This window comes from Lactobacillus sp. (genome assembly GCF_014803895.1).
Genome location: NZ_JAAVAU010000031.1, coordinates 25,996 through 49,208 on the forward strand (window position 1 = coordinate 25,996; position 23,213 = coordinate 49,208).

The 23,213-nt window shown below is 35.2% G+C and carries 18 protein-coding genes; 6 read left to right on the plus strand and 12 right to left on the minus strand.

Translation table 11 applies throughout. The annotated features are described in order from the left end of the window. Nucleotides 1-8: 8 nt before the first annotated feature. Together HDR40_RS08785 and HDR40_RS08790 are read right to left on the minus strand one after the other, a co-directional pair. Nucleotides 9-872, minus strand: coding sequence for a GRP family sugar transporter (locus HDR40_RS08785; RefSeq protein ID WP_290628273.1), 864 nt, complete (start codon nucleotides 870-872; stop codon nucleotides 9-11). Nucleotides 873-937: 65 nt separating this feature from the next. After that, nucleotides 938-1,642: a hypothetical protein gene (locus HDR40_RS08790; RefSeq protein ID WP_290628275.1), complete on the minus strand. Its 705-nt coding sequence runs from the start codon at nucleotides 1,640-1,642 to the stop codon at nucleotides 938-940. Nucleotides 1,643-1,838: 196 nt separating this feature from the next. Here HDR40_RS08790 and HDR40_RS08795 point away from each other — a divergent pair, with 196 nt between their 5' ends. Continuing rightward, nucleotides 1,839-3,188, plus strand: a complete 1,350-nt coding sequence (locus HDR40_RS08795) for a DHA2 family efflux MFS transporter permease subunit (RefSeq protein WP_290628355.1) — start codon at nucleotides 1,839-1,841, stop codon at nucleotides 3,186-3,188. 144 nt (nucleotides 3,189-3,332) lie between these two features. Beyond that, complete coding sequence (gene rpsN, locus HDR40_RS08800) at nucleotides 3,333-3,590, plus strand: 30S ribosomal protein S14 (RefSeq protein ID WP_290628277.1); 258 nt, start codon at nucleotides 3,333-3,335, stop codon at nucleotides 3,588-3,590. Nucleotides 3,591-3,630: 40 nt separating this feature from the next. Here the strand turns inward: rpsN and HDR40_RS08805 are convergent, their stop codons facing one another. From HDR40_RS08805 to HDR40_RS08815, 3 genes are all read right to left on the minus strand, one after another. Next, nucleotides 3,631-3,966: a type II toxin-antitoxin system PemK/MazF family toxin gene (locus HDR40_RS08805; RefSeq protein ID WP_290628279.1), complete on the minus strand. Its 336-nt coding sequence runs from the start codon at nucleotides 3,964-3,966 to the stop codon at nucleotides 3,631-3,633. Next, nucleotides 3,953-4,222: an AbrB/MazE/SpoVT family DNA-binding domain-containing protein gene (locus HDR40_RS08810; RefSeq protein WP_290628281.1), complete on the minus strand. Its 270-nt coding sequence runs from the start codon at nucleotides 4,220-4,222 to the stop codon at nucleotides 3,953-3,955. Before HDR40_RS08810 ends, HDR40_RS08805 begins: the two co-directional genes overlap by 14 nt. A 155-nt stretch (nucleotides 4,223-4,377) precedes the next feature. Next, the gene (locus tag HDR40_RS08815) at nucleotides 4,378-5,070 is read right to left on the minus strand and encodes a 2,3-diphosphoglycerate-dependent phosphoglycerate mutase (protein ID WP_290628283.1); all 693 of its coding nucleotides are present in this window, start codon (nucleotides 5,068-5,070) and stop codon (nucleotides 4,378-4,380) included. Between the two features lie 158 nt (nucleotides 5,071-5,228). Between HDR40_RS08815 and HDR40_RS08820 the strand changes: the two genes are divergently transcribed. Next, complete coding sequence (locus HDR40_RS08820) at nucleotides 5,229-6,059, plus strand: hypothetical protein (protein ID WP_290628285.1); 831 nt, start codon at nucleotides 5,229-5,231, stop codon at nucleotides 6,057-6,059. Nucleotides 6,060-6,128: 69 nt separating this feature from the next. Here the strand turns inward: HDR40_RS08820 and HDR40_RS08825 are convergent, their stop codons facing one another. The 6 genes from HDR40_RS08825 to HDR40_RS08850 form a co-directional block, all read right to left on the minus strand. Further along, the gene (locus HDR40_RS08825) at nucleotides 6,129-7,961 is read right to left on the minus strand and encodes a cation:proton antiporter family protein (protein WP_290628287.1); all 1,833 of its coding nucleotides are present in this window, start codon (nucleotides 7,959-7,961) and stop codon (nucleotides 6,129-6,131) included. A gap of 144 nt (nucleotides 7,962-8,105) precedes the next feature. Then, complete coding sequence (locus HDR40_RS08830; protein ID WP_290628289.1) at nucleotides 8,106-8,918, minus strand: PfkB family carbohydrate kinase; 813 nt, start codon at nucleotides 8,916-8,918, stop codon at nucleotides 8,106-8,108. A 135-nt stretch (nucleotides 8,919-9,053) separates the two neighbouring features. After that, nucleotides 9,054-11,234 carry a glucosaminidase domain-containing protein gene (locus HDR40_RS08835; RefSeq protein ID WP_290628291.1) on the minus strand — a complete coding sequence of 727 codons (2,181 nt, stop codon included), beginning with the start codon at nucleotides 11,232-11,234 and terminating at the stop codon, nucleotides 9,054-9,056. 131 nt (nucleotides 11,235-11,365) lie between these two features. Further along, nucleotides 11,366-12,610 carry a GH25 family lysozyme gene (locus HDR40_RS08840; RefSeq protein WP_290628293.1) on the minus strand — a complete coding sequence of 415 codons (1,245 nt, stop codon included), beginning with the start codon at nucleotides 12,608-12,610 and terminating at the stop codon, nucleotides 11,366-11,368. A 58-nt stretch (nucleotides 12,611-12,668) separates the two neighbouring features. Further along, nucleotides 12,669-14,411 carry a glycoside hydrolase family 73 protein gene (locus HDR40_RS08845; RefSeq protein ID WP_290628295.1) on the minus strand — a complete coding sequence of 581 codons (1,743 nt, stop codon included), beginning with the start codon at nucleotides 14,409-14,411 and terminating at the stop codon, nucleotides 12,669-12,671. Nucleotides 14,412-14,775: 364 nt separating this feature from the next. Continuing rightward, complete coding sequence (locus tag HDR40_RS08850; protein WP_290628297.1) at nucleotides 14,776-16,521, minus strand: SLAP domain-containing protein; 1,746 nt, start codon at nucleotides 16,519-16,521, stop codon at nucleotides 14,776-14,778. A 909-nt stretch (nucleotides 16,522-17,430) separates the two neighbouring features. Here HDR40_RS08850 and HDR40_RS08855 point away from each other — a divergent pair. The 3 genes from HDR40_RS08855 (at nucleotide 17,431) to HDR40_RS08865 (ending at nucleotide 21,176) form a co-directional block, all read left to right on the plus strand. Further along, nucleotides 17,431-18,399, plus strand: a complete 969-nt coding sequence (locus HDR40_RS08855; protein WP_290628299.1) for a hypothetical protein — start codon at nucleotides 17,431-17,433, stop codon at nucleotides 18,397-18,399. An 85-nt stretch (nucleotides 18,400-18,484) separates the two neighbouring features. Beyond that, nucleotides 18,485-18,919: a hypothetical protein gene (locus HDR40_RS08860; protein ID WP_290628300.1), complete on the plus strand. Its 435-nt coding sequence runs from the start codon at nucleotides 18,485-18,487 to the stop codon at nucleotides 18,917-18,919. A gap of 211 nt (nucleotides 18,920-19,130) precedes the next feature. Next, nucleotides 19,131-21,176, plus strand: a complete 2,046-nt coding sequence (locus tag HDR40_RS08865) for a KUP/HAK/KT family potassium transporter (protein WP_290628302.1) — start codon at nucleotides 19,131-19,133, stop codon at nucleotides 21,174-21,176. Nucleotides 21,177-21,217: 41 nt separating this feature from the next. On the opposite strand, the gene HDR40_RS08870 is transcribed toward HDR40_RS08865, so the two are convergent. After that, a complete protein-coding gene (locus tag HDR40_RS08870) occupies nucleotides 21,218-23,158 on the minus strand; it encodes a M13-type metalloendopeptidase (RefSeq protein WP_290628304.1) in 1,941 nt (646 codons plus the stop codon). Nucleotides 23,159-23,213 lie beyond the last annotated feature (55 nt).

Genomic DNA, 23,213 nt, shown 5'->3' on the forward strand with positions numbered 1-23,213 from the left:
ATCTTAATTTAGAATAAAGTGGTTAATATTGCCCCGGCAATAATTAAAATTAGACCAACAATTGTGAAAATTAATCCACGCTTAGTCTTAGCTTCGTGTAAGAAGACTAAACCACCAATAGTAGAAATAACTACGCAAAGTTGTGAGAACACAAATGCTAAGTTAACACCGTTCAATTGAACAGCAGTAGTATATGATAATGTACCAATACCAAATAAGAAACCAGCAGGAATACTTTGCATAGTTGGCTTTTCAACCCAAGTGTGGCCATGGCCAGTAACTACAGTATAAATAGCTACTGCTACCACCATACCAATAGTTTGAGCAATTAAAATACTAGTACTTGATCCTTTAACAATTTTAGGAATAGAGCTAGATACAATATAACCCAAGGTAGTTAAAACCAATAAAATAATAGTACTTACTTGATTGCGTTTTTTACCTTCAGAAGTTCCTTGGTCAGTAATTGAAGTTAAACCAACACCAATAATCAAGATTATAATCCCGATAAAACCGTATAACTTGGCTTGTGGGCTACTCCATTCACCAAATGCCAGCACCCCTACTAACGGGACCCCAATTAACTGCAACCCAGTAGAAATCGGCATCGTCTCTGAAACACCAATTCTACTATAAGAAATATATTGTCCAACTTGACCTACTACCCAGGCCATACCCGCAGCGGCAGCCCAGATGAAGATATTTGCATTAATTTCTGAACGAGTAACGAGCCAAGCAATTACTGCAACGACTAATGCACCGATAACAGTACCGGCAATTTGATTATACACATTACTCTTTTTTATACTTGAAACAACAAGTGGCATAAGCCCCCACCCAATAGCGGGGATAAATAGCATAATGTATTTCATATTTAATTACTCCCTAACTTTTTGTAACAATTAATTTTAGCAAGTTTAGCTACATATGTGCAAGTTTATTTTTTCTTCTTCTTTAAAATCATATTCATTCTAAAGACTAAAATAAGCAAAATAATCTCACATGCCAGTGGGATATAAACCGCCACAATCGCCATAGAAATCGCAAAAATTGTATGGAAAACTACTGCCACTAAAATCATTACCCAGGAAATCCATCCTTTAAACCACTTTTGCCATATGCTTCCGGATAGAATTAAATAGTAAATAAACAGCGCAATACCAACATATATCAACCCACTATGTTCTATAAAGCCAATTGGACTAGTCATTAACATTGCAATAAAGCCACTTAAATAGGCTAAAATCGCAAAAATTAGCATCATAATTAAGCGAATAATTTTTATTCTTCCACTATAATCCTTCACAAGATGATTTTTTAATAAAACGATTCCTATCCAAGTAAGTAAAACTAAAATAATCAATAGATATACTGGCCAGTCATTTAATGAAGTTACACTAACAAAAAACACTAATAATAGGACCAAACCAATTTCATAAAATAAATTAATTGCAAAGATACTGCTTGCTGTTTCGGCAGGTAGCCAAATTAAAATAGCCGCTAAAATTAAAAATACAGCACAATCCAGCTTCGTATGTTGACTTACTAATGCGTAGTTCGGAAAGTAAACCAAAGCAGCATCAATTAAGGCTAATATTGTCAAAATTATTCGCTGTAATTTAGTGTCTTTTATTCTTTCCATATCATCTCACCCTCCTAAATAATCTTCCTATTTTTAATTATACCTTTGAAAAAATAACTTACGAACCAAATTTTTTTATGTTATTGTAATCAACGACTCAAATTTCGAGTCCTGAAATTAAGGAGGAATTTTTTTGGAAAAAGAAACAGCACCTAAACTTCGTGCTATTGTTCAAGTCGATCATCCATGGCTTGCTATGGTAGCTCTTATGATTGGGGCTTTTGTTGGGATGTTATCAGAAACTTCACTTAATATTGCTTTACCTCAATTAATGCAAGCATTTAATGTTCCTACTGGAACAATTCAATGGCTTGTAACTGGCTATATGCTAGTAATTGGTATTATCTTACCTTTATCAAGTTTATTAACAAAATGGTTCTCTACTCGCCAATTAGTTATTACTGGACTCATCGCCTTTATTGTTGGTGCCATTATTTCTGCTGTTGCACCTACTTTTGGCATTTTACTTACAGGTCGTATGATTCAGGGTATTGGTACTGGTATTGTTTTACCACTTATGTTTACTGTTGCAATGAATGTTTTTGCACCAGATAAATTAGGGGCAGCCATGGGAGCTTGTGCCATGGTTATCATGCTTGCACCCGCTATTGGACCTACTTTGACTGGTTTAGTTTTGGCTAAGCTCACTTGGAATTGGATTTTTTGGTTATTTGTTCCATTTTTAGTTGTAGCACTTATTTTTGCTATTACTAGCTTAGTTAATATTAATAAACTTACTAAGCCAAAAGTTGATTTTTTATCAATTATTGAATCAATTGTTGGCTTTGCAACTTTAGTCAGTGGTGTTAGTTTAGCATCTGATATGGGAATCAGTTCACCACTTGTATTAGGTTTAATTATTGTCGGAATCATTGTTTTAATTCTTTATGCCTATCGCCAAGTTCATCTTGAAAATCCAATTCTTAACCTCAAGATTTTTTCAATTAAACAATTTAGAATTGGTGCTTTAATTGTAATGGTCGACTTTGGTATTATACTTTCAGCAATGTACCTCTTGCCACAATATATCCAAAGTGGACGAATGCTTGCTGTGGCTTTAGCAGGTATTATTATGTTACCTGGTGGGATTATTAATGCTTTAACATCCGCCTTTGCTGGTCGATTATATGATCGTATCGGAGCTAAAACTCCTACTATTATTGGATTTATCCTAGCCTTAATTGGGAGTATAATGTTAGCTACTCTTTCTACTACGTCACCAATTTGGTATATCATCTTAGCACACGTTGTCTTAATGATTGGTTGTCCTCTTGCTATGTCACCATCACAAACTTACGCTCTTAACGCAATTCAAGGACCTGCCGCTGCCGATGGTAGTACTATTATGAATACTTTACAACAAATTGTTGGTGCCATTGCGACTGCTATTGCTACCGGTTTACTTTCATTGGGACAAAATGCAGCTCATACCTCTAACAAAGCTGCCGCATTTACACACGGAGCCCACTATGGTTTTTACTTTACAATTGCCTTAGTTATCATTGGGCTAGTACTTGGCTTCATGATCAAAAAAGAAAAAGATTAATTATACTTTGGAAAAGGGTCTTCAAGGACCCTTTTTTTATTACTATCATAGACCTTCTATCGTCAATTAAATTATTGACAAAAATTAAAAAACACTATATACTATACTTACTTAAAATAAGTTTATACATGAAAGGAAAGATAGATGGCAAAAAAATCAAAAATTGTTAAAGCTGCAAAGCAACGTGAATTAATTAAAAAATACTACGAATTAAAAGCTGCCGGTAATATCGAAGCATTGGCAAAATTACCACGCAATGCTCGTCCAGTGCACTACCATAATCGTGATGCATTTGATGGCAGACCTCATGGCTACATGCGTAAATTTGGTATGTCACGTTTACGTTTCAAAGAACTAGCTCACAAAGGTCAATTACCTGGTGTAAAAAAAGCAAGTTGGTAATAAAAATAGGCATCCTATTGGGATGCCTATTTTTTTGTAATTAATTAAGTTCTAACGCATATTCAATCATTTGCCGTACTCGAAGTAAATCCTCTGGTCGTAAATGATCAGCTGGCTTTTCATCAAGCAACCTTTCACGTGAAAATGTTTGAATTTGTGCTGCATTTACTCTTCCATGAATATGATAATTTTCTAAATCAACATACGTTGGAAACTTATTACCATGAGAAGTAATCGGACATAACATCAAATAATGTGTTTTATCATTATAAGCATCAGAAGATACCACAACAGCTGGATGCTTACCCTTCATTTCTTGACCAACGGATGGAGAAAAATCTGCCCATACTATATCTCCTTGTTTAAATCTGATCATTCTTATCGTCCCTATACATTTCATGCATTCCCATTTGTTCCCAGTCTTCCTGCTCGTTAGATTCCATTCTTTCAAAATCCTCTTCAGAAGTATAAGGATTTTGAATATAAGGTACTAACACGATACTGCCATTACTAGTTTGGTGAATAAGATAATGAGCACCAGAATCAACGTTAAAGCTAGCAGGCAAAGAAATCCCAATAGAATTTCCAACTTTTCTAGTTACAACATGTTTAAGAGAAAAATTAATCTTCATTTAACTAACTACCTCACTTTTCTTAATGGTTTAATTATACGGTGTATTACTTAGTTTTACAAAAGAGGAGCTCTATTTTTATCGTTGGAAAAATAAAAAAATGCATCTCGAATGAGATACATTTTTTAATATTTATTCTTTTTTCAAAAAACTAACTAATCGTCAAGTTTTTCTTTGTTAACAACATCCAAGTTTTCATCGAATGTGTAAACAACTGGTTCACCAGTCTTCATTTCTAAGTCCATGATATCATCATCAGAGATGTTTTCAATGTACTTAGTCAAAGCACGAAGTGAGTTACCGTGAGCAGCAATAATAACGTTCTTGCCATCAAGTAAATCTGGAGCAATGTTATCTTCCCAGAAAGGCATTACACGATCTAAAGTTACGTGAAGGTTTTCTGCCTTAGGAACGATATGTGGATCTAAGTTTGCGTAACGACGATCATGTGCTTGACTGAATTCGTTATCGTCATCAATAGCTGGTGGTAAAACATCGTAAGAACGACGCCAAATGTGAACTTGTTCGTCACCGTACTTTTCAGCAGTGTCCTTCTTGTTTAAACCTTGAAGTGCACCGTAATGACGTTCGTTAAGTCTCCAAGTCTTAGTTTCTGGAATCCAAAGTTGGTCACTTTCTTCAAGTGCGTAGTGCAAAGTCTTGATAGCACGAGTTAATAATGAAGTGTAAGCTTGATCAAATTCAAGACCGTGTTCCTTAATTAAACGACCAGCCTTCTTAGCTTCTTCAACACCTTTTTCTGAAAGGTTAACATCTACCCAACCAGTAAATTGATTAGAAAGGTTCCATTCACTTTGTCCGTGACGAATTAATACTAATTTTGACATGAACTGTATCTCCTTTTATAACATTATTCATTAACTATTTTACACGCTTAAGGTTAAAAATCATAGGAATTAAGAGAAAAAACCTTTTTCTTCCTAATACCGGAAGATGAAAAGTGTACAATAGAAACAAACATTATTTTTATTTGGAGTGCTATAAAATGAAACTTTTTAAGAAAAAAACGTCGTTTTTTGTTTTAATGCTAGCTATCTTCACTTTGATTGTAGCAACTGGTTGTAGTAAAAAAACAGAAGAAAAAAAATCTTCTAATTTACCTTCTGCAGCTAGTTTAATCAACAAAGATTTCAATAAGAGCATTACAAGTGGTCATTATGATCAAACTCTTTCTTCTACGGAGATGAAGCAAACCACTAAAGCAAGTGGATACTTTAAGCAAAATTCTGTTACTTATATGGATTACGCAATTACTAATAAATCTAAAACTCAAACTGAAAAGATTTGGCTGACTAACTCTACTCTTTACTTATTATTACAAGGAAATCACGGCAAATGGATTAAGAATACTGCTGATAGTGATAACTTTGATCCTGATCAAATTACAAGCCGCTTTGATAAAGATACCTTCTCTACTATAAATAAAGAGCTTGTTAAGTATGCACAAGTAAAGAAAGCTGGTAATTCTAGTTATAGCGTTTCTTATAGTGGAACTAATGCCAATATCTGGAAAGCTCTTAATGTATTGGTTGTTGACACAATGAATAGTCCCGGTTCTCAAAATATGAATATTGCCCGGACAATAAATACCGCTAGTGTACAAAGTATTAAGATTAAATACATCATCAACAAATCTACCCAAAAAATTAGTAATATTACTTATCAAGCAACCTTCAGTATTAATGGTAAGTACAACTTTACCTGGAAGCAAGTTTACGATGAATTAAATGAACATAATAATCTAAAAGTTCCTTCAAAAATTCAAAAAAATGCAATTGATGTCAAAACAATTAAAAAGCAACAATCCAGTAATTAAAGACACAAAAACTTACAGAATGGATTATAAAAAAGTGCATCCCCTACGGATGCACTTTTATTTTGCTTATTAATTTTCTCTTCCTAATTCATCACGAATTTTGGTCACATCTGTTACTTTAGCAGTAAAGATTACATGATCGCCAGGTTCAATAATTGTGTTCCCATGTGGAGTCAACCATTTATTATCACGACGAATTCTACTAATCGTCATTTTATCAATAAAAGCTAAATTCATTAATTTTTGACCTGTGTAGCGACGGTTACGTACAGTAACTTCATACAAACCATTTTGCGTATCATTTAAAATTTTCAGAATGGACGGTGATTCAATTAATGAACGTAATACAGATGTTTCAACATTAAATTGATTAAAAACTTCAATTCCTTGATCTGCCACTTGTTTTGTACGCTCGGGTGTAGGATTGAACAAACTAACAATGACACGTTTTACACCCTTTTCCTTGGCCAAACGACCAATCCGAAGATTCTCATCATCATTCCTTAACCCAGCAACTAATAAGTCTGCTTTAAAAGCACCTGCTTTTTCTAAAGCAACTTCATCAACCCCATCAATAAAGGCTAATTTAGCAACTCTACTCTTGTAGGTATTATAGTTATCCTGTTTATGGGTAAACATTTTGACATTATACCAATTATCGCGCAATTCTTGAGCAACTGGTACAGTCATTACATTTGTACCAATAATATTTACCCGCTCCTTAATTTTATCTTCAGTAGTTAATTTGAAGCGAGCATTGAATAAAATTGGACCTAAAATGCAGACAATAACGGCAGCTAGTGTAAAGGCATCTGATTGAGTTGAAGAAATTGCGTTTAACTTTCGTGCAACTTGTAAAGTTGGCAGTACAATTGTAATAGTTGTCATTACTAAGAAAGATCCTGCCCAGCTATTACGTCTATTAAAACTGCGTCTATAAACAAAAAAGACTGGTACCTTGGCAATTAATAAGAAAATTACTAAAACCGGGATTAACATCAAAGCACTCGGATTAGTTAATAAACTCTTTAAGTTTAAATTAACTCCAGTCATAATAAAGAAAACAGGAATAAAGAATCCATAACCAATAGAAGTTAACTTGTCCATTGTTGCTTCACTTGGTTCAAGCAACTTCATTACCATCCCAGCTAAAAAAGCACCAAGAATATTTTCTGCTCCAACACGTTCAGCAACTGTCACTAAAGTAAAGATTAAAAAGAAGGCTAGACGAATATCTAATTGAGTTGTGGACTTAGAAATTTTATTAAACCAATGATAAGGTCCACGAAAACGTTTTAATAAGAAAATAGCAGCTACAAATAAGAGAATAATCAACCATAATTGACCAGCATTCCCCCCATTAATAGAAGCATAAATAGTTAATAACAATAGGGGAATTACTTCTCCAAGAACTGCCGTAAGTAAAATCGTCTGACCGATTGGACGAGATAGAATTTCTTTTTCTTTTAAAGTTGCAATTACTATACCTAAAGCAACAGTACTAAAAATAATTGTTGCTAGCATAATATCATTGAACAATCCTAGCATACGCAAAATTATTGCTAAGATTACAGCAGTAATTACGACTAAAGAAAAAGACATCACTGCCGTCTTAGGCGGATTTACAGCACTTGTTTCAGTTTCTTCTTTTTTATCATCGCGTTTAAACAAGCTAAAATTAATTTCCATCCCAGAAAGAAACATTAACAAAGTCACACCAAGATTAGACAGCATTGTAATCTCACTATTGCTAACAATAATATTTAAAAAGGACTTACCTAAAATAATCCCCGCAATAATTTCAGCAACGGCAGTAGGTATTGTCGAAATTTTAAGTCGAGCCATTAAAATTGGAATAGTCAATGCAGCTAAAGCTACGATAAAAATTGATAATTGTTCCACAATCTCATTCCCTTTCTATTTGCTAGAAATATTGTACAAAAAAATTAATAAAAAAATAACCCCCATTATACTATTTGTTATCATCAGTATTTTTAATCAAAAAGGCACTACCTATACAATCTGGTAGTGCCTTTTTACAAACTACTATTCCTCTTCAAAAGAAATTCTTTGAGCGATAATTTGTTTCTGTAATTCTAATGTTGCTTCAAAATTAGTTAACCATTCACTTTGAACTGTATCACTAGCTGCCGCAATGCTATCAGATAAATTGCGAACTGGTGCATAATTCTTTATCATACCTGCTAAAAATGTGGCGAGCAAGGTTTCTCCAGCCCCATTTTGATTCACACTTTTAATTTCTGGTGCATCTGCCATAAATGCTGTAGTCAAACTTACAATTGCAGCACCATTTTGACCTAAAGAAAGTAAAACATGATCAGCTCCATGAGCAACCATATCATGAGCTAAGTTAAGTAATTGATCTCTAGTCAAACTCTCATTACTCTTATTGAACCAAGCTTTAAGTTCTTCTTCATTTGGTTTAATCAATAATGGATGAAGAGGTAAAATATCTCGAACTGTATCATAAGGCACATCAACTACAATATAGCTCATCTTTTTAGTAGCTAATGTTGCAATGTCAATTAAGTAAGCTGGGGAAATTCCTTCAGCAAACTTGCCACTAACTACAACAATATCACCCATTTGTAAATTTTCTTTTAAGTAATCAAGTAAATCTTGCTGAGTTTTAGCACTAATTTTTTTACTACTGTTAGGATTAATAAACTTATAATCAATCCCAGCTTCATCAAGTTCTCTCACAATTTCTTTTTCATCAGTTTTATTCACAATTCCAGTGGCAGTAGAATCAATCCCAAGCTTTTTTAAAATTAAAGAAACATCAATCCCCTTGCCCATTGTACTTTCACTACTATCTAAAGTTATCGTATAAATCAAAATTCTAGCCTCCGCTTAAAGTTTACTAATTTATTGTCCCACACTTTATCTTATTTTTTTACATATTTTCCCTAAATTAATTAACATAAAAAGGTCATCCTGAAAAAGATGACCTTTTTAAATAATACAGTAAAATTATCTTACCATAACTGCTTTAGCTGGTACCCATTGGTTTCCACCTAAATTGTACCATTTTTCACCATTAATCATTGCAACCTTGAAAAACTTCCAACTAGTACCATTCTTTAAATATCTACTAGTACGAGTTTTCCCAGGCACTGTCCAAATTGCGACACCATAATCTGGACGTGCATTAATTGTAACAACACCCGTAGACTTAATAACGTAATCATTACCAACTTGACTAGCCTCGGCAGCTACCTTCTTACTTGTTGTAGTTTCAGAAATCGGCTTAGTAGTTAATTTACCAAGACTACTATCTACTTTTACACTTGATACAACAGTAGACTTTTTAGAAGTTATTTTCTGGGTAGAGGCTGATAAAGATTTAGAAGCTGGTTTTGAATTGTTATCAGTTTCAACTTTGCTTCCCTTATCTTCTTTTTTAACAGCAATATCGTTAAGCTTAGGTGTTGTTGCTGGTGTTGATTTTGAAGTGGTCGTTACCACTTGTACTGGTTCAGTAGACTTTTGGGCTTTTTGGGCTGTCTTGATAGGAGTATCTACATCTACTTTTTTATCAACAACAACAGATCCTTCTGTACTAGTATGAGTGTTATCTTGAGAAATATCTTTCTTTTCAGTAGATTCACTCTTCTTATCAGCATCAGGAGTTGTTACTACAGCTTTTGGAGCACTAGTTTCAATCTTTTTACTGGTGATAATATTTTTAACTACTTTACTATCATCTGTCTTTGCTGGAGTAACTTCAGGAACGGCTTTAAGTGTTTTGTCTTGTGAAGTTGCCTTGGCCGTTGTAGATTGAACTGCAGAAGTTGCCTTTGAACTAGTAGTTGGGATAGTTGTATTAGTTTTAGCAGAAACTTCTACTTTCGTTGTTTCTGCGTTTTTTTGCGTAATAGTTTGATCAGTTACAGCTGTATCTTTGCTAGTAGGTGTAGCTGGAACTTCCTTAACTTGTTGTTTTACTACAGTTTTTGAAGTAGCTTTCACTTGTGTTTTTTCTGGCTGACTAAGTTGAGTATTACTTACTTCGTCAGTTGTTGATTTAGTAGAAGTTGTTTGAGTAGTGGCTGTTTGCTTTGTAGTAGATTGCACAGTCTGCTTACTGCTAGACTGTGGTTGACTAGTCTGTGTAGTCTTTGTCGAGCTACTCAATTGAGGTGTAACATTGTGCTTTGTGGTAGATTCTTCTGTCTGTTTATCAGTAGAGTTAGCTTGATTATTTTGTGCAGTCTTTACTTGTTCACTTGTAGATTTAGTTGCAGTTGTTTGAGTAGTAACAGCTTGCTTTGTAGTAGATGAAGCTTGACTAGTTGCCGTAGCATCTACTTGAGCATCTACTTGATTACTTGTAGATTGGGTTGTATTTGTTTGATCAGTTGCAAAAGCAGAACTATTTACCCAACCACTTCCAATATAAGCATGTGAAACTCCATTATTATATGTAATATACTTGGTAACATTAACTTCTTGACCTTCACGAGCAGTACCAACTTGCGTACCTACATCACTATCTACTGGCGCATCAGTAATTGGAGTTGTGTTAGTAACTGTTTTAGTTTCATTAACTTCAGTAGTTTGAGGGTCATATTGTTCTAAATTATAAGTATCAATAACATCATTCAAAGTTTGGGAATAATTAGGAGCAGTAGCATATTTTCCTTGCAAACCATTCTCAGTAGCTTCTTTTCCAGAGCTTGAATTTTCTACCCACGTCCCTGAATAATAGTCACCCATTTGACTACGTAACAAAGCACCATTATCATTAAATGATTCTTCATATGATGGATATTTTCTAAAACTGGCATCGGTAGTATAGTAACCATTAGAACCATATTCACCAGTTGTCATTGTAACTGATTGGCCGTTATAGTCACCTTTGACTCCAAATAAATTATTATTTGGTTCTTGTGATAAAGTTGAATTACCGTAGCCCGATTCCACAGCAGCTTGTGCAATCATTACAGAAGTATAAGTTCCATATTTAGATGATGCATTAGTTGCAGCAGTTGCAGCTTTATCAATAAATTCTTGTGCAGACTGAGTAGTTGCAGCCTTAACCTCACCGCCAGATCCAGTAATATTTAAAGGCTTGAGGTTATTGGTAACAGAGATTCCTGCCGTCGTAATCAAAGCAGCAGTTGCAATCTGAGTAATTGTTTTTTTGTCCATAATTATTTCCCTTCTAAACCAACATATATCTACTTACTATAATGATATAAACCATATTTTTCAATAGAATTTTTTCATAAAAAAAACTCATCTCACAAAAGGATGAGTTTCTTTACATTATCTACAAATGATTATCTAAAGTTAGCAACCTTCACGTAAGCATTCTTACCAACACGGTAGTAAGACTTACCATTAATAGTCATTGCACTACCAAAAGTTGCTCTACTGTTACCCTTGTAGAACTTAGTACCCAAAGTATAAGTACGTTTACCCTTATTGTTGTAAATGTAAGCATTATGCGTCAAGGTACGTGGAGTACCGTCAACATTATTAACTCTTACGTATTGATTATCACCAACTTGGTAGTAAGCTTTACCATTAATACTTACTGCCCCACCAATAACAGTAATTGGAGTGTAAGCACTGTAGTATTTACCAATATATTGGCCCCTCTTATTGTAGACTTTAGACTTGTACATAATAGTCTTAGGAGTCTTAACTGTAGTTTGGGCTTGACTAGTATTGGTAGTTGAAGGCTTAGAAGTGGTTGAACTAGAACTTGAGCTAGATGATGAACTTGAAGTTGAGCTTGAAGTTGGAGCTTGACTAGATGCAGTATTGTATGAAAGTGGCAATAATGAAATATTACCGTCTACATATAAACCACGCCAGTTATCAGTAAATTGCCAAATTGCTACACCATCCATGGATGGGAAGTAGTTAAAGTCCGGTTCATCAATTCTACCAGTAGTAGCATATGAAGCAACCCAAAGTGAGTTAGGGTACTTAGCTAAAATAGTAGAAGTATTAATATTACTCTTTAATAAGTAAGCACCTGAGTAAAGAAGTGGCTTGTATCCAGCAGCACTAATCTTGTTCATAAATGCTAAAATAGCACTTGCACTCGCATCTTTACCACCGTTAACATTGTTACCATCACCAGTTTCCCAGTCACAAGCAATATATGATCCCTTAGGTAACCCATATGCTTGAGCAGAACTAACGGCATAGTTTGCTTCAGCAACAGCACTGGTACTATTAGCACCAAAAGTAGCAAAATGATATGCCATTGGTAACATATTATTAGAGATAGCACTAGCAATTTGAGCCTTTGCATTAGGGTTTCTGTAACTAGTACCTTCACTTACTTTAACAATTGCGAATTGTGAGCCTGCTTGTGCATGTTTAGAAAGGTCGGTGCTTTGAAAACTAGAAACATCGACACCATATGAACGTGATGAAACATTAGTCTTTGCAGCCTGAACCTGAACTGCCTTAGGATTAATAACATTAGTCTTAACTCCGACAAAGGCAGTAGTAGCCATTACACCAGCACAAGCTAAGGCACTGAAAAACTTTTTGTTTGCTGAACGCATGCAATTCCTCCAAAAAATTATTATTTTCTATCAAAAATGATGAAATTATCTTCTTTAATTATCTAACCATAACGTATTTAGCTGGAACCCATTGATTACCACCCAAGTTGTACCATTTTTCGCCATTCCAAATTGCAATCTTGAAAAACTTCCAACTTGTACCTGTCTTAAGGTATTTGGTAGTTGGATTCTTACCAGGTTGCGACCACACAACAATACCAGCATTGGGCTGGTTATTAACTGTTACTACACCACTACTCTTTTGAACAGTATAGTCAACCTTTTTGGTTGTCTTTTTTTCTTTCTTAGTAGTTGTCTTCGTTGTAGTAGTTGGAGCTTGAGAAACAGGAGCTGCTTCAAGTTTTTCAACCTTAATTCCTGCACTTTGGATCCACTTATTTTTACTTATACGATACCAAGTTTTCCCATTGCTCGTTTTCTTACCTGTAATCTTCCACGTACTATTAGCAGGAAGCCATTGACCAGTAATCTTCTCATTAGGAGAATTCCAAACATCAATGTTTGATACAGTTACTTTAAACTTACCAACTACCTTTTCATATGAAGTAGTAGCAGCTTTGACAGTATTAGAAGTCGCTTTAGTGGTTATTTTTTTAGTTTCTTCTTTTTTATTAGAGACAGTCTTCTCAACTGTAGGTGCTTGAGAAGAAGTCTTCTTTTTTGCTTCGGTAGCAAGCTTGGAATCAGTATAAATAGTAGACAACCATTGCTTGGAACCTACTCGATTATACCGCGTACCATCAACAATTGCATAACCAGAAACTCTCCAGCTAGTATTGAGAGCAAGTTTTTGGCCTGTTGGCTTCCCCTTCGGACTCTTAAGAACTGGAGCACCACCTTCTGGAGCAGAAATTACCTTAACAATTTCATTTGTCTTGATGTATGTATAGTTCTTCTTAGAAGCAGTTGTTGTGGTCTTTTTAGTAGAAGTGGTGGTAGCAGACTTACTTGCGGTAGCAGTTGAACTGGTCTTAATAGCTGAAGTATTGCTAAAAGCAGTATCATTTACCCAACCAGTTCCAATATAAGAATGCGAAACACCATTACTATAAGTAATACGCTTGGTAACCGAAACTTGTTGCCCAACCCGCGCTGTACCTACTTGCTTAGTAACATCATTATCTACTGGAGCATTAGTAATCGGCGTAGTTTTAACAACAGTCTTAGTCTCATTAACAGTTGTGGTCTTAGGGTCATATTGGTCAAGATGATTAGCCTTGATAACAGAATTCAAAGTACTTGCATAATTAGGTGCGGTAGCATACTTACCTTGCAAGCCATTTTGAGTTGCATCTTGGTAATTCTTGGCATTTTCAACCCATGCGCCTGAATAATAGGACCCCATCTGTTCACGCAGAAGGGCTCCATTATCGTTACATGATTCTGTGTATGATGGATACTTACGGAAATTAGCGGTTGTAGTGTAATAACCATTAGAACCATACTCACCGGTCTTCACTGCAACTGATTGACCATTATAATCACCCTTAACACCAAATAAATTGTTATTAGGTTCCTTAGCCAAACTCGACTGCCCCCAACCAGATTCAACAGCGGCTTGAGCAATCATCACAGAAGTATAAGTACCATATTTAGATGAGGCTTCTGTAGCAGCAGGTGCTACTTTGTCAATGAATTGCTGAGCATTCTGACTTGTAGCAGCCTTTACTTCACCGCCAGAACCTGTAATGTTTAAGGACTTTACATTATTGGTAATTGAGATACCTGCAGTAGTGATTAATGCAGCAGTCGCAATCCCGGTAATTGTTCTTTTATCCATTTTTACATTCCTCTGTATCCATACACACTTTATATAATATAAGCGTCGGTTGCAATAAACAACCAAACTTATGTTTTGACATCAAAAAGTAACATTCTGTTAATATCTCATTAAAGAATTACAATATTATTGCTTTTTTAGAGACACTTATACTTATTAGTTTAACGCTAAATAATATATTATGTTTAAAAAATTATGGATTTTTTCAAAAATTCTTATCTATTGATGAGGATAAAAAATAGCCGTTAGACTTTAATTCTAACGACTATTTATTTCACTAATTCATAATTTTATAAAGGAAAAGAAAAAAGACGATACTAAAGTATCGTCTTCTTCTTGTATAGATCTCTTCAAAAATCAAAGATTATTTGAAGTTAGCAACCTTAACGTATTGGTTCTTACCAATTCTGTAGTAAGCCTTACCGTTAATCTTGAATGATGAACCGTAAGTAGTCTTTGAAGTACCCTTCTTAAGAACAGTGTTCTTTTGAACACGCTTAGCCTTGTTGTTGTAGATGTAAGCGTTGTGAGTTAACTTACGTGAAGTACCGTCAATGTTTGCTGCCTTAACGTAAACATCTTGACCAGCAATCTTGTAGTACTTAGCACCATTAATAGTTACAGTTTCAGTAACAACTTGTACTTCGTTGTATGCACCAACAGTTGACTTACCATTCAAAGTAGTCTTTTCACCCTTGTTGTTGTAGTATTGAGCAACGTGCATGATAGTCTTTGAAGTAGTTTGTTCAGCAGTAAATACTGAAGTTGGTACGAACTTGTTTGAAGTTGCGCTGTTGATACGAGTGTATGAAACGCCACCGATTTCAACAGTACCGAAAGTAGCAATACTTTGGTTAGCAGAAACAGTTTCACTAGTTTGAGTTGCGTTGTTACCATTTACAGTGTAAACGTTACCTGATTGTGCAACAGTCTTGTAAGTAGCACCTGCTTCACCAACAGTTAAATTAAATACAACACTTGAAGTCTTACCAGATGGGTTAGTTGCACTAACAGTTACTGGGTAAGTACCTGCAACAGCAGTGTTAACCTTTGAAGTATCAACAGAAACGCTCAAGTTAGTAGTCTTGTTATCAGTTGAAACTACAGCAGTAAATGCCTTCTTGATAGCAGCAGTATCTACACTACCACCAACGCTAACATTGTTAAATGAAGCGTTGTTTGCTAAAGTTACAGCTTGGTTAGCACCAATGTATTCCTTATTATTGTAAGAAATTACTGGGTAAGTGTTCTTTTCAGCTGCACTAACTGCCTTAGTGTTGAATGCAACAGTTACAGGAAGAGTAACACTCTTACCGTTGTTAGCAGTAGCAGTTAAGTTAACAGTAAATACGTTTGATGATGGAACAGTGAATGAACCGTTCTTAACAGTGATACCTGCAGCAGTTAATGCAGATTCAACAGCCTTAGTAACGTTTGGTTGGTCGTTAATTACTGCGTTACCGCCATCAGTAACTTTAGCTGAGAACTTTTGTGATTCAATTGCTGAAACAACATCAGAAACTTTAACAGTTGAAGTAGAACCAGTATCAACAGTTACAGTAGCACTTGATACAACAGTGTTGCTGCTGTTTACAAAGTATGGAGTACCAGTTAATGAGCTATCAGTTAAAGTAAATGAAGCACTAGTAAATGCAGCACTATTAGTGCTTAAGTCAGCTGCGCTGTAAGTCTTAGTAGCTGCGTTAGTACCAATAGTACCACCAGCAACAGTGTAATCCTTACCAGTAGTTAAACCAGTAATAGTGAATGAACCAGCCTTAACTGCGTAGTTAGTAGTAGCGTTAAGCTTATCAGTAGATGCAAGAGCCTTACCAGTTGATACATTTACGATTTCAACGTCTTTAGCGTTAACAGTTGCGCCATCAACACTGAACTTAACAGTCTTAAGTACATCACTAACAGTACTGTTTACTGAAGCGTCTAATGAAACGTTAACAGTAAGTGCGTTTGCAGTAGTAGCTGGAGTTTCAGTTACAGTTGCATTGTTAACAGTAACAGCGGCATTTGCAGTTGCAGTTGAAGCAACAACTGGAGCAACAGCTAATAAAGCAGCAGCAGCAGCGCCGATAAATTTAATATTCTTCTTCATGTGGTCTTTTCCTCCTTGATAAATCAATAACGCAACAGGTAAAAGGCTCATCGTGGAATCGCCTATAATTGTACAAAATTCCTTGATTCAAGATCGAAGGTCTATAAATCCTTCGAGGTAGTCATTCTTAAATAAGAAATCCGCATGCTGTACAGGCACACGCCTGAAGCATTCTTCCTATTGCTTACCACGGTATACATTATAACTATGTTTTATAGTATTTGCAAAGTTTCTAGCCGATTTTTTAGGTTTTTAATGAGTCTGTAATACACCTGTTCTTTTATATTTTTCTTTGTCAATAATCGGTTCAAATTATTAAGATACAAAAAAAGCGCATTATAGTGCGCTTTTTCACAATCACTACCATCTTGTTGAATCCATTCGCTTACTTCTCCATTCCTATATAAATATTTCAAAAATGTTTCAAAATATTCTACAGATTTCTAACTTTTATGACTAATTCTTTCAATATGCTGAGCAAACGCAGGAGTTTTTTCTACAGAGACTTACTCAATACTTTTTAATCACACTAGCTTGCGAAATATTATTCTTTTTTCTATTCTTTCCTTAATTATTAACTATTTCCATTCAGATTCTAAATCCACAGGTAAATTTTTAACAAAAACTATAATTAAACTATCTTCATCTTCTACAAACTTAAAATCATGTTCGCAACCTTGTAGTTATTCACGAATGTGTATTAAATATTTTGTTCGAGAAAATTAGTTTCCTTAATATATAGCAACTTAAATATACAGCAGCTTTCCATAAATAATAATTTTTCTATTGTTACAATTTTGTTCCCTAGAAGTTAAGATTTGATGTAGAATAATGTAATCTTAAACAAATGTTGCTATAATCATGGTAGCGACAATTTTACCTATTTAGGAAGGGAGTATTTTTTCGATAATGAAGAAATCTAGATTATGGATTGCAACTGTTGCATTGCTTACAATGTTTACTGTTGCTGGTTGTAGCTCACAAGCTGGCTCATCTAATAATAGTCAAAGCACTTATACTGCTTTGATGTCAGCTGGTAAGAAGGCCGTTAAAGCTAAAAACTATAAGAAAGCACAAGAAAAATTTGCTGCTGCAAATAAAGAAAAGAATACCAAAGAATCAAAGGCATACGCTGAACAAGCTGCACAATTAGAAAAAGCTTCTACCAGCATTAACAAGTACAATTACAACTCATCACTTACTCAATTAACTAAGGCTATTGGTCAAGAAAATGGTTATTCTGTAATGACTAGCCAAGCTAAGAAGCTTTATAATACTGTTGATGAAGTTCAAAACAACTTGGATAATGAATTAACTCCACTTTACCGCAAGGCACAAGCTGCTCTTGAAAGCGGAGATTATGAAAAGGCTGAAAATTACGCAACTCAAGTTCTTTCCATGCCATATCTTGATGGTCAATATAAGTCATACTATGCAGATATTCGTGACAATGCTGAAAGATTGTTAGACAAAGCTAAGTCCAAGAATGGTGATTCTGACGATACAGATGCTACTAAGAAGAGTGATTCTAATGACAAATCTTCAAGCAAGTCTAGCTCTAGTTCTGAGTCTGAATCCGAAGAGGTAGATTCAAATTCTAGTTCTTCCTCATCTAACGAGGAAAGTTCATCAAGTGATTCTGAATCATCCTCATCATCAAGCGATTCTTCTTCATCAAGTGATAGCATGATGGTTGATGGTCAAGCTGTTACTTCTAATACTATTGCTCAAGTTCGTGCTAAGTTAAATGATATTGGTGCTGACACTTCTAACTGGTCAGATCAAGATGTTGTTAACTTCATGCAAGATGCATCCAACAACGGTCACACCACTATTGATTCTTACACTCAAAGTGACGTTGAAAACTACAACAACTAGTTCAGCGCTTGCTTTTCTTAGCAGTTCAATGTAATATAATATTGAATTTTTGTACTATTTTGCTACAGTAAAGGAGCTCTTAACTTTGACTGAAGATACCACAAAGAACACCGAATCAACTGAAAACGTAGAAGAAGAGGACGAAGAATTCAAGGTTGTTGTACCTGAACCTGAACGTACTGAAATGCCAGCTGTTCAATACACTGAACAACCTGATTATGTAAAAGTTTTCGCCAATTTCTATATTTCAAAATTCGAAGAAACTGACCTTGAAATTATGGATACCTTTGATGGCAACCATGATGTTATTGAAATCAATACTTACTTAGTTAACAACCAACCATTCGGTCGTCGTAGCTTAGTTAAACATGTATTGAATGTTCACGCTGACCGTTTCAAGAATATTTTAAACAATATCAAAGAAAAAAGTGGCGTTGATCCAGAAAGTATGAAAACATACGAAGACTGGAGTGCTTGGTACACTGAACAACGTAACATCATTCCTCAAACCATGTCCTAAAACAAAAAAGAGATGCTTAAGCATCTCTTTTTTACTTCCATAAATATATCTAAATTCTGCAATTATCTAATTATTTCAAACATAGGGGTTGCAACACAGCTCTAAAAAAGCGACAATAAGTTATGATTTGAGAATGTCTAATGGCATTCTTTTTTACTTTTATTTTTCATAAAAAGCTAACGAGCTATTTTATTTATGAGGAGAATAATTCATGGATGAAAAGAAACGCAACAAAGCGTCAGCCGCTGGCTTACTAATAGCTATCGGTATCGTATATGGCGATATTGGTACAAGTCCAATGTATGTTATGAAGTCAATCGTTGCCGGAAACGGTGGGATTGGTCATGTAAGCCGTGATTTTATCATCGGCTCTATTTCTTTGGTACTTTGGACTGTTACCCTGCTAACCACCTTACAAACTGTGATTATCGCTTTAAAAGCAACTAACCACGGTGAAGGTGGTATCTTTGCCTTATACACTTTAGTACGTAAGCATGCGAAATGGTTAGTCCTCCCTGCCCTAATTGGTGGGGCCGCGATTTTAGCTGATGGTACCTTAACTCCTGCAGTTACTGTTACTACAGCTATCGAAGGTTTAAAGGGAATTGAATTTGGGAAGGGTAATATTCCAGTTTCTACCCAGACAGAAGTTATTATTATTACAATTGTGATCTTGCTCTTGCTATTCTCAATCCAAAGAATGGGTACAAGTATTATTGGTAAAGCATTTGGACCAATAATGTTTGTTTGGTTCGCATTCTTAGGAATTATTGGCTTAGTCAATATGTCTAGTGACTGGTCAATTCTCCAAGCCCTCAATCCTTATTATGCAATTAAGGTTCTTTTTAGTCCTTATAATAAGGCTGGACTAGCAATTTTAGGTTCAATCTTCTTGGCTACTACTGGTGCTGAAGCGTTGTATTCCGATGTTGGTCATGTTGGAAAAGGTAATATTATTGGATCCTGGCCATTTGTATTTTTAGCTTTGACTTTTAACTATATGGGTCAGGGGGTATGGATCTTAAATAATCCTCATTATCAAGCTCATGGTGGTGATTTTAACCCATTCTTTGAAATTGTTCCTCAACAATGGCGTTTAGCTGCTATTGTGCTAGCAACTATTGCAGCAGTTATTGCTTCCCAAGCCTTAATTACTGGTTCATTTACTTTAGTTGCCGAAGCTAGTGGATTAAAGTTCTTACCAAGAATGAACATTATCTATCCATCCACTAAAAAAGGACAAATTTATATCCCTGCTGTCAATAAAATGATTGCTGCTGCTACAATTGCTATTGTTCTCTTGTTCCAAACTTCAGAACACATGGAAGCAGCCTATGGTCTGTCTATTACAATTTCAATGTTAATGACAACTATTCTTTTATATGAATGGCTTGTATTAAAGAAAGTTTATCCAATTTGGAATTGGATTTTCTTAATTTTCTTCGGCGCCTTGGATATCTTCTTCATGCTTTCAAGTTTGACTAAGTTTACCCACGGTGGTTATGTGTCTGTCCTTATCGCTGGCTTTATTGGCATTATCATGTACATCTGGTTCTACGGTAATAAGATTCGTGATAAGCATGAATCACGGAATGCTTACGTACGGTTAGATGAATATACTGATATGCTTACAATGTTAAGCCATGACGAAGACTATCCTACATATGCTACTAATGTAGTTTATATGGCTAAGGTTAAGTACAATAAGTTCATCAAACGTGAAATTCTTTACTCAATTTTAGATAAACGTCCTAAGCGTGCCCGTGCTTATTGGTTCGTTACGGTTAATGTTACTAACGAGCCATTCACTGCAGAATATGCCGTTAACACTTACGGAACTAAGAACGTCATCAATGTCCAGTTATTCTTAGGATTTAAACGCCAGCAAAAAGTTAATGTTTACTTACGACAAATTGTTCACGATTTAATTGCAGATGGAACAATTGAAGCACAACCTCAGGAATATACCACTACTCCAGGACGAGACGTAGGCGATTTCTCATTCGTAATCGTTAATGACGTTATTAGTCCACAAACGGAACTTAAAGGTTATGAAAAATTCTTAGTTGAAGCTCGTGTATGGCTTCAAAATCTTTCTTCAAATCCTGCTTCCTGGTTTGGACTTGACTACGCTGATACTGTGATTGAACGTGTTCCTTTAATTTTAGGTAACCAAAAACCATCACATATTAAGCGAATTGCGCCAAAGAATTATGAAGAATTAAAGCGTAAACTTGAAGCAGAAAACTTAGAATAAAAAAATGCATCCCGTAATTATGAGGGATGCATTTTTTATTATTACCAAATTACAACTCGTTTTTCTGGATCAAGCCACATACCATCTCCAGGCTTTACATCAAATGCCTTGTAGAATTCTTCTTGGCATTGAGATTGAACGTTAGCTCTTTCTGGACCAGGAGCGTGAACATCAGTTGCAACTTGGGTCTTGATCGAAGCAGGTAATTGCTTATTAGCCCAAATGCGAGCGAAGTTTTCAAACAACTTCTTCATGTCGCCACCTTCACCCTTATTAGCTTCAACAGCAGCAGTTAAACCACCTTGATCAGCAATATTTTCAGAAACAATTTGTTTACCATTTAAAGTTACAGGGCCATATTCAATACCATTGAACAAGTCAATTTCAGCTTGGGTACGCTTCTTAAATTCAGCAAAATCTTCATCAGTCCACCAGTTGGTCATATTACCAAATTCATCGAACAATGCACCGTTATTATCAAAAGCATGAGAAATCTCATGAGCGATAACAGTACCAATACCACCGTAATTTTCTGCACGGTCTTGATCAACATCATAGAATGGTTTTTGTAAAATTGCAGCTGGGAAAGTGATGTCGTTTCTTTGTGGATCGTAGCAAGCGTTAACTAAGTTAGCAGGCATTAACCAGACAGTCCGATCAACTGGTTTAGTTAGTTTTTCAAGCTGATATTTCACGCTTTCAATGGCAGCCTTACTTTCAATTTCATAAAGACTTTCAGAAGGATCTACTTCAATTCTATCGTAAATTTCTTCAATCTTATCTGGATAACCAATCTTCAAAATTAAAGCACGAAGCTTAACAATAGCTTTCTTCTTAGTATCTTCAGATAACCACTCATTATCCTTAATGCGCTGCTCATAAACATCGATCATCTTGTGAATCATGTCTTCAACGTCAGCCTTCGCCTTTTCACCAAAGTAAGTTTGTCCGTAGTAAGCACCCACAACTTCACTCATTAGGCCATCAGCTAAACGATAAGCTTGCTTAATACCACTTGATAATTCAGGTTGGCCAGAAAGAGCTTGATTAAACGGAAAAGCAGCTTCACGGAAATCTTGTGAAAGGTAAGCAGCAACACCGTTAATAAACTTCACCATCATCCAACCTTTAACATCATCAAAGTTGTCTTGGTTAAGTAATTCTTCTGCATGTTCTAAGAAACGTGGTTCAGTAACAATAATTCGATCTGGTTTTTCACCAAATAGAGCAAGTAAGAATTTATCAACATCAAAACTCTTAAAGTGAGACTCAAAATCAGTAATCTTATATGGATTATAAGTACTTGGATAATCGGCCCATTCTTCTGCTGATTTAACAACCTTAGTTAACTTCTTATCAAAACTCAAAGCACCTTCAACATAATGCTTTGCTTCTTTCTCACTAATACCTGCCATTTGTAAAAGATTTACTGATTGCTTTTCTAAAACAGAAAGCAAGTCAGCTGCAGCCGGAGTTTCATAAGTAGTAGTATCTGGCAAGAATACACTTGGACCACCAAAGTACGCAACGTTGACCTTAGTATTCTTCATATCAGCATCAACGTCAATAACAAATGGTAAGCTGAAGCCTTCCTTGTAAAAATCTCCAGCCTTACTAGAAAAATCTGAGAAATCCTTTAAGTTAGTAATCTTAGCTAAGTCAGCCTTGATTGGTTCTGCACCTTCGGCATTTCTTTTATCAAAATTTTTAGCAACCTTGTAAAGATCAACAGCCTTCTTAAAGTTAGGAACATTTGGTAATTCTTTTTTTCCATCAGCAAAATCTGCAAAATCTTGCATTAGTTCTTTTTCAATATTAAGTGCAATACTATCAAAACTTGCAATACGTGAGCGATCTGAGGGAATTTCTGTCTTTTCTAACCAGTCAGAGTTCACTGCTAAGTATAAATTATCTTGGGGACGTGCATTAACATCAGGTGTAAGTATATTACCCGCACCCCCGCGTACATTAATTCGATTCATTAACCTAATTCCTCCTTGTGAAGTAAATATTAATATCTTTTGTGTAAATGATACC